The following is a 16,827-nucleotide window of genomic DNA, read 5'->3' as shown; positions in this document are numbered from 1 at the left end:
GGACGACCCGGCCGATTCCCGTTGCGCAGCAAGGAGCTCACGATGTCCGCAGTGATCGGCACCCTGGTCGGCAACCCCAGGCCCGCGTCCCGCACCCTCAACGCCGCGCTGGCCCTGCGCGACGCGATCGGCCAGGTCCTGACCGCGGGCGCCGAGAACGGCGCGGTGGTGGACTCGGCCGAGCTCGCGCAGGAGGTGTTCACGCCCGGCGGGACACGGGTCAAGGAGGCGTTGGGGCTGCTGGGCGCCGCCGACGTGCTGGTGGTGGCCTCGCCGACCTACAAGGCGACCTACACGGGGCTGCTGAAGTCCGTGCTCGACCAGGCGCCCGCCGGGTGGCTCAGGGGGCGGGTGGCGGTGCCGCTGCTGGTCGCGGCCTCCGACAAGCACGCGCTGGCGGTGGAGCTGCACCTGCGGCCGGTCCTCGTGGAGCTGGGCGCGCGGGTGCCGGGGCCCGGCCTGTTCGTGAACGAGGCGCGGCTGACCGGTGACCACGAGGCCCTCACCGCCGCGCTGGTCGAGCAGTTGACCGCCACCGGGACAGCCGACACGCTGAACGCACTCGTCGGATCGGCACGGGCAGTGGGGGTTTCCTGATGGGCGTCGTTCCTCCGCGGGGCAAGCGGGACCTGGCCGACGACCTGCGCGGGGCGCTGCGCGACCACCCGCAGGCGGTCAGCATCGTGACCGCGCAGGGCCCGGACGGCCCGGTGGGCGTCACGGTCAGCTCGTTCACCTCCGCCAGCCTGCACCCGCCGCTGATCGTGGTGTGGATCGGCGACGGCGCGTCGGCGTGGCCGGTGCTGCGGACGGCGCCGCTGTTCGCCGTGCACCTGCTGCACGCGGGCCAGAGCGAGCTGTCGGACCTGTTCGCCAGGACGGGGTCGGACCGGTTCGGTCCGACGACGAACTGGGAGTCCGATGTGGACGGTGTGCCGCACCTGCTGGACGCCCCGCTGCGGCTGCGCTGCCGGACGGCGCGGCGGATCGCGGTGGGCGACCACGTCGCGCTGGTGGGCGAGCCGCTGGAGATCCAGCACACCGGCGGCACCCCGCCGCTGGTCCGCTTCCAGGGCCGCTACACCTCGGTGGACTGACCGGACGGCCGCCGCCGGACCCGCCGGCGGCGGCCCGCGTCAGGCCACGCTCTCGGAGCGGTTCCCGGCCTCCTCGGCCAGGAAGCGCAGCAGCGTCCTGGCCACCCCGTCGTTCTGCCGGAACCCCGGCGCGTTGGTGCGCGGCCGGGCGAACGCGGCGAACGCGCGGCCGGTCGTGAACGGCCCGAGCGCGAACCGCCTCGGGTGCGGAGCGTCGTCGCGGCCGATCAGCCGGTTGTCCTCGGCGACCCTGACCAGCCCGGTGGACCGCCCGTCGGACAGCAGCTCCTCGACCACGTCCCCGGCCCCGCGCAACGCCGCCAGCACCGGGTCCGCGGTCGCCGCCAGCCCGTGCGCGGGCAGCCTGGCCTCGACCAGCCCGGTGGCGCGCACGACGTCCGGCGCGCTCGCGCTGCCCGCGAGGAACACGCCGTCCTCCGGCCGCACCCACATGTCCGCGCCGAGGAACCGCACGATCCCCGCGCGGGACAGCGCGAGCAGCTCCTCCAGCCGGTCCGGCGGCGGCCCGCTGGCCTGGTAGCTGAAGAACCCCGTCCACCACCCGTCGGCGTGCGCCAGCCTCGAGCCGGGGTCGAGCTTGGGCGAGACCAGCACCCTGGGCAGCTGCCCGTAGACCGACAGCAGGGCCATGAACGCCCCCAGGTCCGCGCTGAAGGCCGCGTCCGACCGCCGGGCCACGTCGGCCTCGACGTACCGCCGGACGTGCTCCTGGAGGCTCTCGCCGTCGTCGAACGCCAGCCCGGCGAGCGGCCGGTCCAGCCGTTCGAAGTCGAGCCGGTCCTCCACGGCGGGCACGGCGGCCTCGACCAGCGCCGTCATCCCCTCGTCGTACCAGGACAGCGCCGTGTACGCCGCGGCGAAGTCCGGCCACGGCAGGCGGACGCGGTCGGGGTGGCCGGTGAACAGCTCGTGGTAGTAGCCCCAGCCGATCTCCTTGGCCAGCAGCGGCCACACGTCGGCCTTGAAGTCGAACGGGTCCTGCCTGGCGAGCAGCTCGTCGGCCACGGCGGCGTCGAAGAAGCGCGGCAGCGGCAGCGGGTCGCCCTGCATCCGGTAGCCGGTCTTGGAGTGGTAGGGCACCCCGCGCCGCGAGCCGACGTGGATGCGCGGCTCGTGCCCGGACGGCTCGTAGCGCAGCCCGTCCGGTGTCGGCACGAACTTCCCGCCGCGGCCCTGGGTCAGCAGCACCATCAGGTCGATGAACGCCAGCCCGAACCCGCGCAGCACGACGTCCTCCCCCGCCCGGACGGCCGACAGGTCGCTGTCGGCGGAGTAGTCCGGCGGCAGGTAGGCGAGACCGTGCTCGTCGGCGTAGGACAGCAGCTCCCGCTCCCCCGCGCCGATCTCCGCGTCCAGGTGCCCCAACGACAGCACCACGGCGTCGGCCACCAGCGGCCGGTCGCGGTCGGCGAGCCACACCCGCTGCCTGCCGTGCGGCGACCCGGTGACCCGCAGCGCCCTCGTCCGGTGCTGCCGCACGGTGATCCCGTCGGGCAGCGCGGCGACCGCGTCCCGGTAGAACCAGGCCAGGTAGGCGCTCTGCAGCCGCCTGCTCGGGAACGTGGTGGGCAGCAGCCGGTCCAGCTCGTCCACCACGTCGTCCGGGAGGTCCACATCGGACAGTCCGCCCGAGCGCACCGCCTCGGCCCACTCGGCCAGCGACGGACCGGTCCGCACCGGACCGTCGCACACGACGCTGTTGTCGGTGAACATCGTGACGTCCGCGGCCATCGAGTTCATCCGCAGCAGCCCGGACTGCTCGTAGCGCCACACCCGCCCGGCTCCCACCGGGTGCGGGTCCACGACGTGGACCTCCAGCCGGGCGTCGGGGAAGAGCTCCGGCGCGTTCACCGCGATCCGCTCGACGAGCCCGGCCGCGCGCGGGCCGCCGCCGACCAGCACGAGCACCACCGGCGGCGCGCTCACAGGACCCTGGCGAGGAACTCGCGGGTGCGCGCGTGCCGCGGGGCGACCAGCAGCTCCCCCGGTGGCCCGGACTCGACCACCCGGCCCTCGTCGAGGAACACCACGGTGTCCGCGACCTGCCGGGCGAACGCCATCTCGTGGGTCACCACGACCATCGTCATCCCCGCCTCCGCCAGGTCCGCCATCACGGCCAGCACCTCGCCGACCAGCTCGGGGTCGAGCGCGCTGGTGGGCTCGTCGAACAGCATCAGCTTCGGCTCCATCGCGAGCGCCCGCGCGATCGCGATCCGCTGCTGCTGCCCGCCGGAGAGCTGCCGCGGGTAGGACGACTCCCGTCCCGCCAGCCCGACGCGGGCGACCAGCTCGGTGGCCCGCGCCACGGCCTCGGCCCGACCGAGGCCCAGCACGCCCATCGGCGCCTCGATGACGTTCTCCAGCACGGTGAGGTGCGGGAACAGGTTGAAGTTCTGGGACACCATGCCGATCGCCGCGCGCTGCCTGGTGATCGCGCGGTCCTTCAGCTCGTGCAGCCTGCCCCTGCGCCTGCGGTAGCCGATCAGCTCGCCGTCGACCTCCACCTCGCCGGCGTTGATCTTCTCCAGGTGGTTGACGCACCGCAGCAGCGTGCTCTTGCCCGACCCGGACGGCCCGATCACGCAGGTGACCTCCCCCTGCCGCACCTCCAGGTCCACACCGCGCAGCACCGGTGTGATGCCGTAGCTCTTGTGCAGGTCGCTGATCCGCACGAGCGCCGCGCTCATCGCAGCCGTCCCTTCAGCCTCTGCCACGGCGTCGGCGGCAGCGCCCGCGCCGCTCCGCGCGCGTAGTACCGCTCGACGTAGTACTGCGCCGCGCTGAGCACGCTGGTCACCACCACGTACCAGACCGTCGCGACCAGCAGCAGCGGGATGATCAGGTAGTTGCGGTTGTAGATCAGCTGCACCGAGAACAGCAGGTCCTGCACCGCCAGCACGCTCACGACCGACGTGCCCTTGAGCGTGCCGATCAGCGCGTTGCCCGCGGCCGGGACGATCGACCGCATCGCCTGCGGCAGCACGATCCGGCGCAGGATCCGGCCGCGGCCCATGCCCAGCGCCAACGCCGCCTCGACCTGCCCCTGTTCCACCGAGACGACGCCGCCGCGGACGATCTCGGCGGCGTAGGCGGCCTCGTGCAGGGTCAGCCCGATGACGACGGCCGCGGTGGGGCCGACCAGGTTCGTCGAGCTCACGCTCACGAAGTCCGGTCCGAACGGGATGCCGAACGACAGCGTCGGGTACAGCGCGCCGATGTTGAACCAGAACAGCAGCTGCACCAGCATCGGCACCGACCGGAAGACCCAGACGTAGCCCCAGCTGACGCCGACGAGCACCGGGTTGCCCGACAGCCTCAGCACGGCCAGCGCGGTGCCGAGCGCGAAGCCCAGCACCAGGGTCAGGACGGTCAGCCACAGCGTCGTGCCGAGTCCGCGCAGCACGACGTCGGCGGTGAAGTACTCGGCGACGACGTCCCACTGGAACGCGTCGTTGGTGACGATGGAGCGGACGGCGGCGGCGAGCACCACCAGCACCAGCGCGGCGGACACCCACCGGCCTGGTCTGCGCAGCGGCACGACGGTGTCCACGGGCGCGGTTCGGGTCGTCGGCGGGGGTGCGAGATCGGTGGACGCGGTCATCGACGGTCTCCGGGGGCGGGGGAGTGCACGGGAACGTGTGCCGCGTCCCTCAACGCCGCACCCGATGGTAGGCGCGCGCAACTGCTGCGCGTCAAGGCATTCCGGGATGTGGACGGTCGTTGACCGGGGCGCCCGGCGCTGGTCCAGTGGGGGCGTGAGAAGCCTGCGACTGGTCACCCGCGACCACATCGACCTCGGTCGCGTGTGGTCGGCCTCCTGTCCGCGCTGAGCCCACGCCGAGCGCGTCTCCCTCAACGCGCCGTCCGGAGTTCCCTTCCCCGGCAACGGGTCCGCCCTTGCCCTCGCTGTGCCCTCTTTCGCGCCCGCACCGCCGCGGGGCGCGTTCTCCGCACCACATCTGGGGAGTACTGACGTGCCTGTTGAGTTCCTGGGTATCGGTGGCACCAACGACGGTTCGGAGACCGGTGCGCGCACCGGTGCCGCCTTCGACAAGGACTACACGCTGCGCCTGGCCCGCGCCCACGAGGACAACGGCTGGGACCGCGTGCTGTTCGCCTACGGCTCGGGCTCGCCGGAGCCCGCGCAGGTCGCCGCGTTCGTCGCCACCCGGCTGGACAAGCTGCAGATCCTGCTCGCGCACCGGCCGAACGTGTCCTACCCCACGTTCGCCGCGAAGACGTTCGCCACGTTGGACCAGATCAGCGACGGCAGGCTCACCGTGCACTTCATCACCGGCGGCACGGACCACGAGCAGCAGCGCGAGGGCGACTACCTGACCAAGGACGAGCGCTACGACCGCACCCGCGAGTACATCGGGATCGTCAAGAAGGCCTGGACCTCGCACGAGCCCTTCGACCACGAGGGGACGCACTACCGGTTCGCCGACTTCGTCAGCGACACGTTCCCCGTGCAGCAGCCCAGGATCGGCGTCTCGTTCGGCGGTTCCTCGCCCGCGGCGTACCGGGCGGGCGGAGCCGAGGCGGACATCTACTGCCTGTGGGGTGAACCGCTGGCGCAGACCGCGGAGCAGATCGAGTCCGTGAAGCGGGCCGCGCTCGACGCCGGGCGCACCGACGTGCCGCGCGTCCAGGTCGCGTTCCGACCGATCCTCGGCGCCACCGAGGAGCTGGCGTGGGAGAAGGCGCACCGGACCGTGGAGGCGATCAAGAACCGCACCAGGGGCGGCACGGCGACGCTGACCAGGCGGCACTCGTTGACGAACCCGGAGAACACCGGGTCCCAGCGGCTGCTCGCGCTCGCCGCGCAGGGCGAGCGGTTCGACCGCGCGCTGTGGACGCCGACCGCGGCGGCCACCGGCGGGGCGGGCAACTCGAACGCCCTGGTCGGCACGCCGGAGACGGTGGCGGAGGCGCTGCTGGACTACTACGACCTCGGCGTGGACATCCTGTCCGCCCGCGGCTACCACATCCTGAACGACGCCATCGACTTCGGCCGGTACGTGATCCCGATCGTCCGCGAGGAGGTCGCCAAGCGCGACCGCGAGCGGGCAGCGGCCCAGGCGAAGGCCCAGGAGCCCGTGCGCGAGTCCATCTCGGTCGACGGATGACCGTCGACCAGGTGCGGCTGGAGGTGCGCCGGGTCAGCCCCGCCGACCCGGCGACCGCGCCGATGATGGCCGAGCTGACGCACGAGTACGTGACCCGCTACGGCGAACGCGCCCGCGAGGAGATGGCGCGCTACCCGACGCTGGTGTTCGAGCCGCCGGACGGGACGTTGCTGCTGCTGGTGGAGGGCGGCGAACCGGTGGCCGGTGGCGCGTTCAAGCGCTACGACGAGCGCACGGCGGAGCTGAAGCGGATCTGGACGGCCGCGGGCCACCGCAGGCGCGGGCTGGGCCGCCGGGTCGTCCTGGAGCTGGAGCGCGAGGCCGCGGCACTGGACTACCGGCGGGTGTACCTCACCACCGGGACCCGCCAGCCCGAGGCGAAGGCGCTCTACCTGGCCCTCGGCTACACGCCGCTGTTCGACGTGGACGCCGCCCCACCCACCTCCGGGCCCCTGCCGTTCGGGAAGACCCTGCCGTGCAGAACCCCGCCCTACGAGGAGCACTGGACCTGATGGCCGAGAAGACCAAGCGCTCCCAGATCTACGCGGCGCTGATGCTCGCGTTCGCCGTCGCGTTCGCCACGGCGGGCTGCGGCGCCGCCGACGCCGGTGCCGGCACCGCGCCGACCGCCGACGTGCTCGCGTCGGTCGTGAAGGACGACGCCATCGCCGCCCTGCTGCCCGAGGCGACCAGGCAGGCCGGGGTGGTGAAGTTCGCCTCGTCGGTGGGCAGCGTCCCGCCCGCCGCCTTCTACGCCGAGGACAACAAGACCCTCCAAGGCGTCGACATCGAGATCGCCGCGGCCGTCGGGCAGGTGCTCGGCGTGCGGATCGACCGCGAGATCGCCTCCTTCGAGGCGATCCTGCCCGCGCTGGCCAGCGGGAAGTACGAGGTCGGCACCGGCAACTTCGGCGTGACCGAGGCGCGCAAGAAGACGATCGACTTCGTCACCTACATCAACGACGGCCAGGGCTTCGCCGTGCGCAAGGACGACACCCGGCTCAAGGAGGTCAAGGACCTAACCCAGCTGTGCGGGCTGAAGGTCGGCACGGGCGCCGGGACCACCTTCGAGGCGACCCTGGAACGGGAGAAGCACGTCTGCCCGGACGCGGGCAGACCCGAATACCAGGTGCTGAGCTTCTCCGACAACGCCGCGGTGTTCCTGGGTCTCCAGCAGCAGCACATCGACGTGATCATGGGAACGATCAACGGACTGCGGCACGCCGCCGCCGGACAGCCGAACCTGGCGTTCCTGAACGAATTCAAACGGCTCGACGTCGGATTCGCGTTCAAGAAGGGATCACCGCTCGCCCCGGCATTCCAGGGGGCGGTGAACAAGCTCATCAAGGACGGCACGTACCAGCGCGTGTTGGCGAAATGGGGCACCGGGGACTCGGCCATCCCGGAATCGCGGATCAGCCCGCCGGAACACCCCTGACCGGCCGTCGGACGGGCCGGGCCCCCTCATGTCGAGGTGGTCCGGCCCGAACTCGTTTAGCAGGCTACCGGCGGGTAGGCACCCCCTGCCGCCCACAGTGCGCATCCGGACGAAAATCGGGTGCTCGGGTTGGGTACGCACACCCAGGTCAGTAAGCTCACCCGGAGCCAGCGGACTATGACGGAGTGTGCCGCGAACGGCGCGGGGCGGTCGACCTGCCTTCCCGCACCGCCCGCGAGCCCCGAACGAGTGAAATGGGAGCGTCAGTGCACAGCGCTCGGCGAGGAGTCAGCCACGACGTGCGCACCTGCCGTTCCCGTGGAACGACCGGTCTTCATTCCACAAATGGTCAGCGGGTCTGAATGGCGATGGTCGACCACTCGGGGGCGACTCCCGATCCCGGCACCGCGCTCGACGAGTTCCCGCTCGTCCGAGAGGACTTCGCGCACCGCTGGACCGCCCTGATCTCCGCCACGGTGCTCGCGAACATCTCGCGCCCGGAGCTCGAACAGCTGCTCGCCGCGCTCACCACGCAGCTGCTGAAGGCCATCTCCGCCGACCCCGAGGACCCCGAGCACGCCCGTCGGATCGGCCGGGCGATGGTCGAGCACGACTTCATCGCCTCGGAGACCCTGGAGCGCTCGGTCGCGTTCGTCGGCGAGCACCTGCTCACCCACTTCCACCTGCCCGCGTCGTGGAACGGCAGGCTGATGCGGCTGCTGGGCTCGCTGGCCGCCGGGTTCAGCGACGGGCTGCGCGACCGCACGCTCGACCAGCAGGAGCTGAGCAAGACCGCCGCCGTCATCGCGACCCGCCGCGCCCAGCAGGCGCAGCACGACAGCGAGACGAAGTTCCGGGCGGTGTTCAACTCCTCCGCCGTCAGCATCGCCGTGATCGGCCTGGACGACCACCTGCTCGACTTCAACGAGGCGCTGGTCGGCCTGCTGCGCCACCCGGCGGCCGACCTGCGCAAGCTCACCGCGGGCTCGCTGATGCACCCCGACGACCGGGCGTCGCTGGCGCTGGCCGTCGACCAGCTCGCCTCCGGCGAGGTCGACCACCTGCGCGGCGAGCGCCGGATGCTGCGCCACGACGGCGAGGTCGTCGAGGTCCTGCTCGCGCTCTCGCTGGTGCGCACGCCCGCCGGCGAGCCCGCGTACTACGTGGCGATGATCGAGAACATGAACGAGCTGCGCGCGCTGCAGACGCAGCTGGTCCGGCAGAGCCTGCACGACGTGCAGACCGGTCTGGCCAACCGGGCGCAGTACCTCGGCTGGTTGGAGAACGCCGCGGGCAGCAAGGGCCCGGACACCATCGTGCTCGCGCACTTCGACATCGACGGGTTCCGGGTCGTCAACGACGCGTTCGGCCACGACGTGGGCAACCGGATCCTGGTGGAGGTCGCGAACCACCTGCGCGCGGTGTTCGACGGCGTCGGCCAGGTCGCCCGGATCGGCCCCGACGAGTTCGGCGTGCTGGTCAGGGACCCCAAGGACACCCGCTCGGTGATCGTCCTGGTGGAGAACGCGCTGGAGCTGCTGGCCGAGCCGGTCTACGTCGAGGCGCACGGCATCGCCGTGACGGCCAGCGTCGGCGTGGTCGCCCGCCGGTCGCGCGGCGCCGACGCCTCGGAGCTGCTGCGCTGCGCGGACATCACGCTCGGCTGGGCCAAGGCGGACGGCAAGGCGCAGTGGGCGCTCTACGACCGCGAGCGCGACCTGCGCGACCGGGACATGTGCGTGCTCGCCGCCTCCATCCCCGGCGGTCTGGAGCTGGGCGAGTTCCGGGTCGACTACCAGCCCGTGGTCCGCCTGTCCGACCGGGCGCTGGTCGCGGTGGAGGCGAAGCTGCGCTGGGACCACCCCGACCGCGGGGTGCTCGACCCCGACCAGTTCATGCCGCTGACCACCAGCACCGGCATGGTGATGCGGCTGAGCCGCTGGGTCCTGGAGCGCGCGTGCGAGGACGCGGGCCGCTGGTACGCCGAGTTCGGCGACGCGGCACCGCTGATGAGCGTGGACCTCATCGCCCGGCACTGCCAGGAGCCCGAGCTGGTCGCCGAGATCGGCGGGCTGCTCCAGCGCACCGGCGTGCCGCCGAAGCTGCTCCAGTTCGAGCTGCACGAGACGCTGCCCGCGATCATCACCGACGAGCAGGCCGACGAGCTGGACATCCTCTCGAGCCGCGGCGTCCGCCTGGTGCTGGACCAGCTGACGGGCGGCGCCGTCACCAGCAAGCGCGTGCGCGAGATCCCGTTGCACGGCATCAAGTTCGCGGGCTCCATCGTCTCCGCCCTCGCCGGCGGCGCGAACCTCGTCGACGAGAGCGCGGCGACGTCGCTGATCCGCTGGTCGGGCGTCCTGCGCAAGCCCCTGCTCGCCGACGGCGTCCACGACGAGACCGTCGCCCTGCGCCTGGCCGAGCTCGGCGTCACCTTCGCCCAGGGCCCGCTCTTCGGCGAGGCCGTCGACGCCGCCGCCATCCGGGCGGTGCTCGCGGGCTGATTCTTCTTGGCAAGTCCTGGGTGTTCGCTCAGGTTCCTCACAACTGGCGGCGGCACAGTGGAGCCATGACCGAGATGCGACAGGGCTTCCCCGCGATGAGCGGGTCGTTGGACGACGAGGCCAAGGCGCCGGGGTTCTGGCGCCGCACGTCCACCAAGCTGACCGCCGCGGCGTTCGCCGCGGCCGTGGTCGCCGGCACCGCCGGTGGACTCATCGGGGCCGCCGCCGTCCCGACCGCCGTCAACGCCACCGTGACCAGCTCCACGATCGCGAAGACCTCCACCGGTTCGTCCACAGAGGACGTCAGCGCCATCGCCTCCTCCGTGCTCCCCAGCGTCGTGCAGGTCGACATGACCGCCGCGCAGGGCAGCGGCATCGGGTCCGGTGTGGTGCTCAGCGCCGACGGCAGGATCCTCACCAACAACCACGTGATCTCCGGCGCCCAGCAGATCTCCGTGACCACCAACGACGGCAAGGAGTACGCCGCCTCCGTCATCGGCGCCGACCCCAACAGCGACCTGGCGGTCCTCAAGCTCACCGGCGCCTCCGGCCTGACCCCCGCCACCTTCGGCGACTCCTCCACCGTCGCCGTCGGCGACCAGGTCGTCGCCATCGGCTCCCCGGAAGGCCTCCAGGGCACCGTCACCTCCGGCATCGTCAGCGCCCTCGACCGCACCGTCAACATCGCCGGCGAGACCCGCCGCTCCGCCGGCACCAGCTACCAGGCCATCCAGACCGACGCCTCCATCAACCCCGGCAACTCCGGCGGCCCGCTCATCAACTCCTCGGGCCAGGTGATCGGCATCAACTCCGCCATCTACTCCCCCGCGACCGCCTCCGACCAAGCAGGCAGCGTCGGCATCGGCTTCTCCATCCCCAGCAACCAGGCCACCCAGATCGCCAACCAACTGGTCGCCTCCGCCAACTAACCCACCCCACCCACCACCGGCGGCCGCCCCCAGGCGACCGCCGGTCTCACGTACGAAGCACCCCAAAGCACCCCACAGCACCACAAGCCAGCTCAAGGCAGCTCAAGGCAGCTCAAAGCACCCCCCAAACCACCCCAAACCCGCTGGCACGCAACAAAAGCACCCAACCGTGGTCGATTTTACTTGGGGTTTTTGGGCCTACAATGAGTCGGCGGGCAAGCTCTACCACCTGCCCTTTTTCGCCCGACGAGGCCCAAAAAGAGGGGCCCCAAGTCAAATCGACCACACCCACCCACGCAACCAAGAACCCCGTACGAACCAGACCAAGCCGCCCCAACCCTCTACACCCCCCTCCGATACCCCAACGGCGACACCCCCACCTCCCTCTTGAACGCCGTACTGAACGCACTCTCCGACCCATACCCCAACTCCACCGCCAACGCCCCCACCCTCACATCCCCTCCCCGCAAAGCCTTCCGCGCCAACAACATCCGCCACCGGTTCAGGTACGTCAGCGGCGGCACCCCTCCCACCACCCGGAACCTCTCCGCGAACGTCGTCCGCGACATCGCCGCCGCCCGCGCCAGTTCCTCCAGCCCCCAGGGCCTTCCCGGTTCTTCGTGCATCAGCCGCACCGCGGGCCGCAGCCGTTCGTCCGCCAGCATCCTCAGCCATCCCGCGGGCAGGTCCGCCTGTCCCACGTAGGCCCGCATCACTTCCAGCAGCAGGAGTTGGCAGTGCTGCCGGATCGCGAACGAGGCTCCCATCCGGTTCGCCGCCATCTCGTCGAACAGCCGGTACAGGCTTCCCCGCAGGTTCGCCCCCGACCGCCCCGACGACCGCACGTGCGCGACCGGCGGCAGTGCGCGCAGCAGCAGTTCCTCGCCCGCCGGGTCGAGGTCGACGTGGCCGCCGATGAGGACGTCGTCGGAGGAGAGGTCGAGGGCGCGGTCGGTGGTGAAGTCCCAGTCCGGCACGACCTCTTGGGGCGGTCCGTCGCCGATGCCGCCTTCGACGCGCAGCCAGGTGCGGTTGGTCAGGACGGCGACGTCGCCCGACTCCAGGTCGACGGGCTCGGCGAGGCCGTCGACGGACAGCCGGGCGCGGCCCGCGACGACCGCGCAGAACTTCAGCGAGGAGTCGACGGCCGCGCTCGACACCCACGGGCCGCGCACCACGAGCCCGCCGGACACCACACCGCGGACCTCGACGAGGTCGAACACCTGGGACAGCTGATCACCGGCCATGCCCGTACTCTTGAGCAAGAAAAGCGGATCGTCAATCATTCAAAGGACGGCCGACCGCGCCTAGCTTTGCCGTGTGACCCACAAACAGCACCCCCTCGGTTCCGGTTTCACCGCGGCGTCCACCGCCGACGACGTCCTGCGGGGCGTCGACCTGTCGGGCCGGAACGTCGTCATCACCGGCGGCCACGTCGGGCTCGGCCTGGAGACCACCCGCGCGCTCAGCGCGGCGGGCGCGTCCATCACCGTCGGCTCGCGCGACCCCGAAGCGGCGGCCGCCGCGCTGGCAGGCATCGAGCGCGTGGAGACCTACCGGCTGGACCTGCTCGACCCCGGGTCGATCGAGGCGTTCGCGGCCCGCTACCTCGACTCCGGTCGCCCGCTGCACGTCCTGCTCAACAACGCGGGCATCATGGGCGGCCCGCTGCTCCGGGACGCGCGCGGGTACGAGTCGCAGTTCGCGACCAACCACCTCGGCCACTTCCAGCTGACCCTCGCCCTGCTGCCCGCGCTGCGCGCCGCGCACGGCGCACGGGTCGTCACGCTGTCGTCCGGCGCCCAGCGGGTGGCCGACTTCCGCTGGGACGACCCGCAGTTCACCACCGGCTACGACCCGATGCTGGCCTACGCCCAGTCCAAGACCGCCAACGTCCTGTTCGCCGTGGAGCTGGACCGCCGCTACGCCGACGAGGGGATCCGCGGCTACGCCGTGCACCCCGGCGTCATCATCGGCACCGACCTGGGACCGTCCCGATCGGAGGACGGGCGCGCGGTGACGGCGGATCAGCGCCGGGCCATGGGCCTCGTCGACGAGGACGGGCGCCCGATCATCGCCCCCGAGCGCGGGATGAAGACCGTGCAGCAGGGCGCCAGCACCAGCGTGTTCGCCGCGACCAGCCCGCTGCTCGCCGACATCGGCGGTGTCTACCTGAAGGACAACGACATCTCCCCGATGGACACCCCGCGCCCCATCGACCTCACCACCGAGAAGACCGTCCCGTCCGAGGTCGTCCCCCACTCCGTCGACCCCGACTCCGCCCGACGGCTGTGGGAGCTGAGCGAACAGCTCGTCAAGGGCTGACCGTGCTCAACGCACCACCCGGTACCTCAGGTGCGTGACGCCCTCCGACTCCACGACCCGAACCTGCTCCAGCTGCACGGGTTCGTCGCCGAAGTGCTCCAGCAGCCGCACGCCGCCGCCGAGCAGCACGGGCACCAGGCTCACCTGGATCTCGTCCAGCTTCCCCGCCCGCAGCAGCTGCTGGGCGGGGCTCGCGCCGGAGATCGCCACCGTCCGGTCCCCGGCGGCCTCCTGCGCGAGTTCGAGGGCGTGGTCCAGCCCGTCGGTCACGAAGCTGACCCGCGGGCTCCACTGCCCGCTCGTGGGCGCCTCGTGCGTCACCACGAAGATCGGCACGTCGACGGGGTGGCCGTCCTTCCAGCCACCGGCGATGTCGAACGTCCGGCGGCCGCTGATGATCGCCCCGCCCTCGGTCATCCACTCGTCCACCACCGCCTTGCTCGCGTCCGGCGGCGAGAGCCGGCTTTCGACCCGGTTCTCCTCGGGCCCGGCGGACATCCACCGGAACAGCGCCTCCCCGCCGCGCCCGAGCGGGCTCGACGGCCCGTCCCCGCTGCCCGCGATGAACCCGTCCAACGACATGCTCAGGTCCACGACGACCGAACCCATGGCTCCTCCTCTGCGAACGCCCGCGAAGTCCTTCGGTACTTGGACAGCGGCGCCGCCGGGAACTCATCGCGACACGGGAACGGGCCGCCCCCGGCAGGGAGCGGCCCGTCGCCGAACCGGATGTGCTCAGGCCCAGTCCGGCCTCAACGGCATGCCGGACTGCGTCCCCTTGAGCTTCACGCCGAGCACCTGGTGCAGCTGGATGTTGTTCCGGTCGAACCCGAGCCTGCTGGCGGCCAGGTACAGCCGCCACACGCGGGCCCGCGCCTCGCCGACCTCGGCCACCGCCTCGTCCCAGTGGTCGTCCAGGTTGCGGCCCCACGCGGCCAGCGTGAGCGCGTAGTGCTCCCGGATGTTCTCCTCGTGCCGCACCTCGAACCCGGTGTCGTGCATCAGCGACACGATGTGGCCGGGCCCGACCAGCTCGCCGTCGGGGAACACGTACCGGTCGATGAAGCCGCCCGTGCGCGCCCGCTGGAGGTTGTTGGGCCGGGTGATGCAGTGGTTGAGCATCCGGCCGCCGGGCTTCAGCTTCCCGTACAGGGAGCGGAAGTAGGCGGGCAGCTTGGCCTTGCCGATGTGCTCGGTCAGGCCGATGGAGCTGATGGCGTCGAAGCCCTCCTCGCGGACGTCGCGGTAGTCCAGGAAGCGGACCTCGGCCAGCTCCGACAGCCCGGCCTCGACGATCGCCTTCTGGGCCCACTCGGCCTGGTTGCGCGACAGCGTGACGCCGACCGCGCGGACGCCGTAGTGCTTGGCGGCGTGCATCACCATGCCGCCCCAGCCGCAGCCGACGTCGAGCAGCCGCATGCCCTCCTTGAGGCCGAGCTTCCTGGCCACGAGGTCGTGCTTGGCGAACTGGGCTTCCTCTAGGGTCGAGTCCGCCTCCGGGTACACCGCGCAGGTGTAGGCCATCGACGGGCCGAGGACCCACTCGTAGAACTTGTTGCCCACGTCGTAGTGGTGCGCGATGGCCTCGCGGTCGCGCGCCTTCGAGTGGCGCATGCCGTGCAGGCGCCGTTCCTGCGCGGGCACCTCCACCCTGTTGTTCACCCGCACCTTGCCCAGCAGTGCGAGCAGGTTGAGCCGCTGCGACCACGGCACCTCGCTCAGGCTCAGCTCCGACAGGTGCGCGAGCGCACCGTGCACGTCGCCGATGATCTCCAGGTTGCCCGTCACGTAAGCGCGGGCCAGCCCGAGCTCGCCTGGCGCGGAAGCCAGGTAGGACAACGCCATCGGCGTGCGCACCTCGATGCGCACCCCTGCCCCCTCGGGGCCCGCGTGACTGCCGTCGTACGCGCTGAACTCGACGGCTTGGTCACTGCCGACCACCGATTGGAACACCTCCGCCAACCGCATGACCCCGGCTCCTTTCACCTTCGGAGAACACACTTGGCGTACAGGCCGGGGAGTCGACTCCCCTTGTCGTACCGCCCCTTCAAGGCCAGGTAGGCCTCGCCGTTGTAGTGCTGCCAGAACTCCGACTCCTCGTAGTAGGAGTCGGAGTACAGCGACTTGTGCCCACCCAGCTCGGACACCTTCGCCTCGATCGACCTGTTGCGGCTGCCCATCTCCTCCCCCGGACGCAGCGACACGGTCGACCAGAAGCCGACGTTGACGTACAGGGTCTCCGCGTCCATCGGGTAGAGCGGCCAGCCCGCGCGGTCGCGCAGGCGGACCGGGCACAGCCACACCGGGCTGATCCCGACCTCGCGCTCGAAGAAGTCGAGGAACTCCGGCAGCTTGTCGACCGGGATCTCCACGTCCTGGATGACCGGCTCCTGGACCGCCTTCGAGAGCCGGTCGCTGATGCCGTGCCTGCGGTCGAACGCGACGATCTTCCGGTAGACATCGGACCGCAGGTAGCGCTTGGGCCACAGCTTGCGCACCAGCGGCTGCTGCGCGCCGAACGCCCGCGAGCACCAGAACCAGTCGGTGTCCCAGCGCCAGATGTAGTCGCGCACGGTCAGGTGGTCGGTCCGGCGGGCCTGGATCGAGCGGTAGTAGATCCGGTCGCCGGTGTAGTCCGACGTGCCCGGCGCCTCGTCGACGAAGTCGGCCAGCGTCAGGTACATCTCCGTGCCGCCGAACACCGTGCCGTCGACGAAGTCGACCCGCTCGCCCTGGTACTCGCCGTCCGCGCAGACGCCCGCGATCACCTCGGCGCACTCGCGCGCGTCGCCGAACGGGACGTGCCGCAACCGGACGAACGGCTTGACCGGCTCCAGCTCGATCTCGAGCCGCAGCGCGTAGCCGAGCGTGCCGTAGGAGTTGGGGAAACCCCGGAACAGCGGGTCTTCCGGGTGGACGACGACCACCTCGCCGTCGCCGGTCAGCACCTCCAGCTCCGTCACGGACTCGTGCGGGAGCCCGTTGCGGAAGGAGCTGGACTCGATGCCGAGCCCGGCCACCGCGCCGCCCAGGGTGATCGTCTTGAGCTGCGGGACGACGAGCGGCATCAGCCCGTGCGGGAGGGTCGCGTCGACCAGGTCCTCGTAGGTGGTCATGCCCTGCACCTGGGCGGTGCGGGCCTCGGGGTCGACCGACAGGACCCGGTCGAACCGGGCGACGTCGAGCCCGCCCGACTGGTCCTGGCGGAATCGGAAGAGGTTGGAGGTGGGCTTGGCGAGGCGCACGGGACTGCCCGCGGGGATCGCGGCGTACTGCTGGCGCAGTGCCGTGACGGCCTCGAGGTGGGCTCCTGGCGGAGCCGCCTGCGCAGGGTGGCTGCTCACAGGTCCGACGTTAGGCCGATCAATCGTTCTCGGCATCCCC

General features: G+C 71.5%; 15 protein-coding genes. 8 read left to right on the top strand and 7 right to left on the bottom strand.

Annotated elements, in window-relative coordinates:
- The first annotated feature begins 42 nt into the window (after positions 1 to 42).
- Both CLV43_RS13785 and CLV43_RS13780 read left to right on the top strand, forming a co-directional pair.
- A complete protein-coding gene (locus CLV43_RS13785; protein ID WP_106187604.1) occupies positions 43 to 597 on the top strand; it encodes an NADPH-dependent FMN reductase in 555 nt (184 codons plus the stop codon).
- Positions 597 to 1,097, top strand: coding sequence for a flavin reductase family protein (locus CLV43_RS13780; protein WP_106187473.1), 501 nt, complete (start codon positions 597 to 599; stop codon positions 1,095 to 1,097). The genes CLV43_RS13785 and CLV43_RS13780 overlap by 1 nt, the downstream gene beginning before the upstream one ends.
- Positions 1,098 to 1,136: 39 nt before the next feature.
- Here the strand turns inward: CLV43_RS13780 and CLV43_RS13775 are convergent, their stop codons facing one another.
- Genes CLV43_RS13775 through CLV43_RS13765 form a run of 3 tightly spaced genes read right to left on the bottom strand, consistent with a single transcriptional unit; the run spans position 1,137 to position 4,719 of the window.
- The gene (locus tag CLV43_RS13775) at positions 1,137 to 3,044 is read right to left on the bottom strand and encodes an FAD/NAD(P)-binding protein (RefSeq protein WP_106187472.1); all 1,908 of its coding nucleotides are present in this window, start codon (positions 3,042 to 3,044) and stop codon (positions 1,137 to 1,139) included.
- Positions 3,041 to 3,805, bottom strand: coding sequence for an amino acid ABC transporter ATP-binding protein (locus tag CLV43_RS13770; protein ID WP_106187471.1), 765 nt, complete (start codon positions 3,803 to 3,805; stop codon positions 3,041 to 3,043). The genes CLV43_RS13775 and CLV43_RS13770 overlap by 4 nt, the downstream gene beginning before the upstream one ends.
- Entirely contained in the window at positions 3,802 to 4,719 is a 918-nt protein-coding gene (locus CLV43_RS13765; RefSeq protein ID WP_106187470.1) for an amino acid ABC transporter permease, read from the bottom strand. Before CLV43_RS13765 ends, CLV43_RS13770 begins: the two co-directional genes overlap by 4 nt.
- A gap of 373 nt (positions 4,720 to 5,092) precedes the next feature.
- On the opposite strand from CLV43_RS13765, the gene CLV43_RS13760 reads away from it, so the two are divergent.
- The 5 genes from CLV43_RS13760 to CLV43_RS13740 all read left to right on the top strand — a co-directional run bounded on the left by CLV43_RS13760 (position 5,093) and on the right by CLV43_RS13740 (position 11,118).
- Positions 5,093 to 6,247, top strand: a complete 1,155-nt coding sequence (locus CLV43_RS13760) for an LLM class flavin-dependent oxidoreductase (RefSeq protein WP_106187469.1) — start codon at positions 5,093 to 5,095, stop codon at positions 6,245 to 6,247.
- On the top strand, positions 6,244 to 6,759 hold the full coding sequence (locus CLV43_RS13755) for a GNAT family N-acetyltransferase (protein ID WP_106187468.1): 516 nt from the start codon (positions 6,244 to 6,246) through the stop codon (positions 6,757 to 6,759). Before CLV43_RS13760 ends, CLV43_RS13755 begins: the two co-directional genes overlap by 4 nt.
- Positions 6,759 to 7,685 (top strand): ABC transporter substrate-binding protein, encoded by a 927-nt coding sequence (locus tag CLV43_RS13750; protein ID WP_245886402.1) that lies wholly within the window; start codon positions 6,759 to 6,761, stop codon positions 7,683 to 7,685. The genes CLV43_RS13755 and CLV43_RS13750 overlap by 1 nt, the downstream gene beginning before the upstream one ends.
- A 362-nt stretch (positions 7,686 to 8,047) precedes the next feature.
- The gene (locus CLV43_RS13745; RefSeq protein WP_106187467.1) at positions 8,048 to 10,189 is read left to right on the top strand and encodes a putative bifunctional diguanylate cyclase/phosphodiesterase; all 2,142 of its coding nucleotides are present in this window, start codon (positions 8,048 to 8,050) and stop codon (positions 10,187 to 10,189) included.
- A 65-nt stretch (positions 10,190 to 10,254) separates the two neighbouring features.
- Positions 10,255 to 11,118 carry a S1C family serine protease gene (locus CLV43_RS13740; RefSeq protein ID WP_211304344.1) on the top strand — a complete coding sequence of 288 codons (864 nt, stop codon included), beginning with the start codon at positions 10,255 to 10,257 and terminating at the stop codon, positions 11,116 to 11,118.
- A gap of 341 nt (positions 11,119 to 11,459) precedes the next feature.
- Here the strand turns inward: CLV43_RS13740 and CLV43_RS13735 are convergent, their stop codons facing one another.
- Positions 11,460 to 12,365, bottom strand: a complete 906-nt coding sequence (locus CLV43_RS13735; protein WP_106187466.1) for an AraC family transcriptional regulator — start codon at positions 12,363 to 12,365, stop codon at positions 11,460 to 11,462.
- A 73-nt stretch (positions 12,366 to 12,438) separates the two neighbouring features.
- On the opposite strand from CLV43_RS13735, the gene CLV43_RS13730 reads away from it, so the two are divergent.
- The gene (locus CLV43_RS13730) at positions 12,439 to 13,443 is read left to right on the top strand and encodes an SDR family NAD(P)-dependent oxidoreductase (RefSeq protein ID WP_106187465.1); all 1,005 of its coding nucleotides are present in this window, start codon (positions 12,439 to 12,441) and stop codon (positions 13,441 to 13,443) included.
- A 6-nt stretch (positions 13,444 to 13,449) separates the two neighbouring features.
- Here CLV43_RS13730 and CLV43_RS13725 read toward each other — a convergent pair whose 3' ends face one another.
- The 3 genes from CLV43_RS13725 to CLV43_RS13715 form a co-directional block, all read right to left on the bottom strand.
- Positions 13,450 to 14,052: a dihydrofolate reductase family protein gene (locus CLV43_RS13725; RefSeq protein ID WP_106187464.1), complete on the bottom strand. Its 603-nt coding sequence runs from the start codon at positions 14,050 to 14,052 to the stop codon at positions 13,450 to 13,452.
- 126 nt (positions 14,053 to 14,178) lie between these two features.
- A complete protein-coding gene (locus CLV43_RS13720; protein ID WP_106187463.1) occupies positions 14,179 to 15,411 on the bottom strand; it encodes an SAM-dependent methyltransferase in 1,233 nt (410 codons plus the stop codon).
- 14 nt (positions 15,412 to 15,425) lie between these two features.
- A complete protein-coding gene (locus CLV43_RS13715) occupies positions 15,426 to 16,823 on the bottom strand; it encodes an FAD-binding oxidoreductase (protein ID WP_106187462.1) in 1,398 nt (465 codons plus the stop codon).
- Positions 16,824 to 16,827 lie beyond the last annotated feature (4 nt).

The sequence above is a fragment of the Umezawaea tangerina genome, assembly GCF_003002815.1.
In the GTDB taxonomy this organism is placed as follows: domain Bacteria; phylum Actinomycetota; class Actinomycetes; order Mycobacteriales; family Pseudonocardiaceae; genus Umezawaea; species Umezawaea tangerina.
This window is presented reverse-complemented; position numbering and strand designations above follow the sequence as displayed.